4 protein-coding genes are annotated in these 3,846 nt (G+C 65.7%); all 4 read right to left on the bottom strand.

The window, feature by feature from the left end; translation table 11 throughout:
- On the bottom strand, positions 1–542 hold a 542-nt coding region (locus VF794_RS13505; protein WP_331110397.1), incomplete at its 3' end, for a GIY-YIG nuclease family protein.
- Complete coding sequence (locus tag VF794_RS13500) at positions 539–1,192, bottom strand: hypothetical protein (RefSeq protein WP_331110395.1); 654 nt, start codon at positions 1,190–1,192, stop codon at positions 539–541. The genes VF794_RS13505 and VF794_RS13500, both read right to left, overlap by 4 nt.
- Positions 1,193–1,492: 300 nt before the next feature.
- Positions 1,493–2,920 carry a reverse transcriptase family protein gene (locus VF794_RS13495; protein ID WP_331110394.1) on the bottom strand — a complete coding sequence of 476 codons (1,428 nt, stop codon included), beginning with the start codon at positions 2,918–2,920 and terminating at the stop codon, positions 1,493–1,495.
- Positions 2,921–3,364: 444 nt separating this feature from the next.
- A partial coding sequence (locus VF794_RS13490) for an Imm52 family immunity protein (protein ID WP_331110392.1) occupies positions 3,365–3,846 on the bottom strand: 482 nt, incomplete at its 5' end.

The following is a 3,846-nucleotide window of genomic DNA, read 5'->3' as shown; positions in this document are numbered from 1 at the left end:
GCTCGAAGCTTCGACAAGGTTTCGTGGAAGGGGTGCTGGTCGTTGCTTTCAAGGTTGAGGGGCAGGTCTAGCTCGCGAATCAGCTCTTCTTCGAGTTCTCTCGGTCTCGGGTGCTCGATGAACACCACACGTGCATGCTCCACCATCCACGCGGAGAGCTTCTGCTCCCCCGCATTCAGATCGAAAGTAAGCCGCGTGCCAGAAGAGCCGACGCGACGAAGCTCGATGCCGAGCTTGCTCGCTAGCAGGCAACCGAGGCTCAGCCTCAGCGTCGAGCCACAGGCATTGCCGGTGAAGTGGACGCCAATCCGCTTGTGAAGCGTCTGTATACTTTTGACGCGCTCAGCACGCGGGCGGCTGGCGGCAATGCCGACGTAGGCGAGTGACCACCCATCGTGCTTGTGGCAGGTCGAGAGGGGCACATGCTTTGAGAGGCCCTTGAAGTACCAGCCATAGACACCGGGACTCCTTGGCAGGGCCTGTTGGCTTCTCAGTTCAGGCCAACTCCACAGCTCGTCGGGCTTGAGAAGCCATCGACTCATGGCAGATCGCTCGGCTCGATGCGGACGACTGCGGCGACATTATCGAGTGCATTGTCGCCTCGGTAGGCGATCCAGTGGGGAGAGCAGTCCGTCGTCGGCCGGCCCATGGTGGTTTCTCCACCATGGTGGTGTGCCAAAAAGGCCGCTCCTCGCTGCGCAAAGCGCAGCATTTGAAGCTGATGTACGTGACGGTGCGTGGGCGGCCGGTAGATGGTCCGTCGAACGCGGCTGTGGGCTAGATCGATGAGCAAGTCACAACCCGACAGTTTGGAGGCCGGTCGGGTCAGTACCTTATTTCCGAAATAGGGCCCGTTTGCGGAGGTCCAACTTCCAGTGAACTCGCCACACACGAAAAATGCAGCCTTCAATCCACCCCCAACGCTCAACTGACGATACGTGAGGTCAGTGTCGCTGCGGAGAACCTTGAGGGTATTGACGGAACTGCCACAGACGAGCAGTCGCTGCCGCTGCTGGGAATTGTCGGCTCCGAACGTGATGGTTGATTTGGCAGGGTGTGCTCTGATCACATTTTTGATGTGATTGTCAGAGAAGGACTGCACTCCCTTCCACGCCTTAGCGCTGTCGCCTTCATAGAATCTGCGCGCGTCGAAACCGAAGAACCCTCCAGGATAGATCCAGAGTGAGTCCATGGCTCGGGGCATCAGTCCACCAAACTTTCCCCCGATCGCGCGCATCAGCCGTAGCCGCGCTGACACACGGGTTGAGTACCTCTCATTCACTGACACAAGGTGGACTACAAGTGTCGCTGCTTGAGGAGTACTCTTATTCCCACCTTTCTTCAGCCATGCTTGAGCTACCCAGGCCAGCGGCATTGCCGGTGCATCCTTGGTGCGCACTGATACGTGTTTTGCTGCCCGGGTTGAGGACTGCTTAGGGGTCGCCATGGCTCGCAAGACCTTTCTTGCTGTGAAGCAAGTGATATGTGCTCGTTAAGCCCTGCGCTTCTCCAGCGCGGCGAGTCGCTCCAGGAACGCACGGCCCTTGGCCGGGTCCGTCATGTGGATGAAGGCGGCCATGCCCTTGAGCTGCTCGAGCGTCTCGCCTTCCTTGCCCGGCTTGCCCTTCTCCCGGTTGTGCAGCGCGGCCCTCAACTGGCGCACCACCTCGCGCGGCACCCGCGCCCCGGGCTGGCCCTTCGCGGCCTCGTTCACGACGAGCCCCGTCACCACCTGGCGGTTTCCCGGCTTCATCACCCGCGTCTTGTCCGGATGCACCCGGAAGCCTTCCGCTTCGAGGATCCGCTCCACCCGCGCCACCAGCACCGCCACCGGTGCCTTCGCCTTGGCCTTCCGGCTCGCGCGCCAGGAGAACGTCAGGTCATCCGCGTAGCGCGTATAGGTGAAGCCCAGGCGCCTCGACAGCGCCGACAGCCGCTTGTCCAGGCGCAGGCACAGCGCGTTGGTGATTCCCGGCGACGTCGGAGCCCCCTGCGGCAGCGCGCGCGGCCCCTTGGCCACGTACAGCGTCTTGCCGCGGAACTGCACCACCTCGCGCGGGGCCTCGGTGGCCATCAGCGCCAGCAGCGTCGCCGTGTTCTCCGCCAGCCCGCCCTTGCGCAGCAGCCCCTTCACGCGCCGCCACGTCACCGAGGGGAAGAAGTCCTTGATGTCCATCTTCACCACCACGTCCGCGCCCTGGTGCGCCAGCGCGTTGGTGACGATGGAGCGCCCCGCCATGAAGCCATGCGCCGCCCCGTGCACCGGCAGCCGCTCGACGACGTTGGCCAGTACCCAGCGCTGCGCCTGCTTCAGCTCCTTCTTGGGCGAGGTGATGGTCCGCTTCCCACCGTCCCGCTTGGGAATCTCCCAGCTGCGGTAGTGCGTCCCCGTGTCCACCTCGCGGTGGTAGGCGAACCAGCGCAGCCGCGTCACGCTCAGCCCGAGCGCCTTGGCCAATACCCGCGGCGAGCCCAGCTCCGGCAGCCCGTTCGCCTTGGCCCGCTCCTCGCGGTCCTTCAGGTCGAAGGTGTCCGGCCTGCCCGACTCGTCCCAGTGCACCCCCGCGCCCAGGTGGTTGATGTGCGTGGCGCGCCACGCCTCCCACGCCAGGCGCTGGAGCACGCGACGCTCGGCGGCCTCGGCCTTCTTCTTCTCCTTCCAGGCCGCCTTCTCCTTCTCGGAGAGCTCGCTGGGGTCCTCGTGCTCGGGCGAGAGCCCCCGGGCCTTCAGCGCGGCGTCGACCCAGGCCTCCTGGCCCCCGGCCTCTTCAATCGCCTTCCAGCGGGCCAGCCGCGCCTGCTCCTCTCGCTGAGTCACCTCGCGCTGGGCGAGCACGTTGGCTGGGGGAGGAGCGGGCGCGGGGGCCGGCACCACGACGGGGGCCGCGGCGGGGACGAACGTCTCGAGCTTCGCGGTCATCGCGGCACCTCGGAAAGGCGAGCGGGCTGCATCCGGGGAGGGGGAGGGCGCGAGCGGTCGAGGGAGGCCTGGAACAACACCACCAACTCACCTGGGGCACGGTAGCCTCACCGGCTCTCCCCGGTACAGGGCCATGGGCCCCTTGGGGAAACGGCGGTTGCGTCGTTGGCTCAGCTCCCCGAGGGGCCCATGGCCCTGTACCGGGAGAGAGCCAAGAACAGGCTACCTTGCGGAGAGTGTCCAGCTTGGCTTCCAGAGCGGCGCAACGCCGCTCCCGCGCTCGAGGCGCTGAGGCTGATGCTTTTCCGGACCTCTCTCGACCGCTCGCGCTACCTGGCGCGTCTGCCGTGCTTCGTCGCGTCCGCCCCTCCCGGTCGCGAAAAGCGCGACCGGACAATCGTCGGGATTTCTACACCATCCCGACAGCCGAGTCGATGAAGGGCGTCATTCATCGCAGGGCCGTAGGGGCGTGAGCAGGCCGGCCTGGGCGAGCCGCTCGGAGACGTCGCGGGCCAGCTCCACGTGCGCCGGGTTGGAGACGGTGAAGCGCTCGGGGGTGAGGATGACGAGCGTGCCTTTGTCCTCCACGGGTTCGACGTGGACGGGTGGGGGGAGGGGCGGCAGCGGGCCGCGACGGTGGGAGATGTACATGAGCCAGCTGACGAAGGTGCCGGGCTCGGCTTCCGGCGCCACCAGGTCGCGATGCTCGGGCGAGGTGACGAGCCCCCATTCTGGCTCCCAGGCCACGGCCATGGCGCGCAGTATCCGGGCGAGCATGGGGGCCTGGAGGATGCGCTCCTGGGCGGGGCCTTCCTCGGGTGGGTAGAACAGGCTCAAGTTGGAGGCCCAGAGAGAGCCATATCCACAGTGGATGGTGAGGGTACTCGCCGCTTCATGGGTCTGCCCATTCCACCCCCTCAGCGAAA

The sequence above is a fragment of the Archangium sp. genome (assembly GCF_036389735.1).
Taxonomy (GTDB): Bacteria; Myxococcota; Myxococcia; order Myxococcales; family Myxococcaceae; genus Archangium.
The sequence above is the reverse complement of the archived record's forward strand: the minus strand, read 5'-3'. Positions and strand labels throughout refer to the sequence as shown.

Coding starts and splice junctions, on each gene's coding strand:
- VF794_RS13495 (WP_331110394.1), bottom strand. CDS start 2,920: ATGACCGCGAAGCTCGAGACGTTCGTCCCCGCCGCGGCCCCCGTCGTG.
- VF794_RS13500 (WP_331110395.1), bottom strand. CDS start 1,192: ATGGACTCACTCTGGATCTATCCTGGAGGGTTCTTCGGTTTCGACGCG.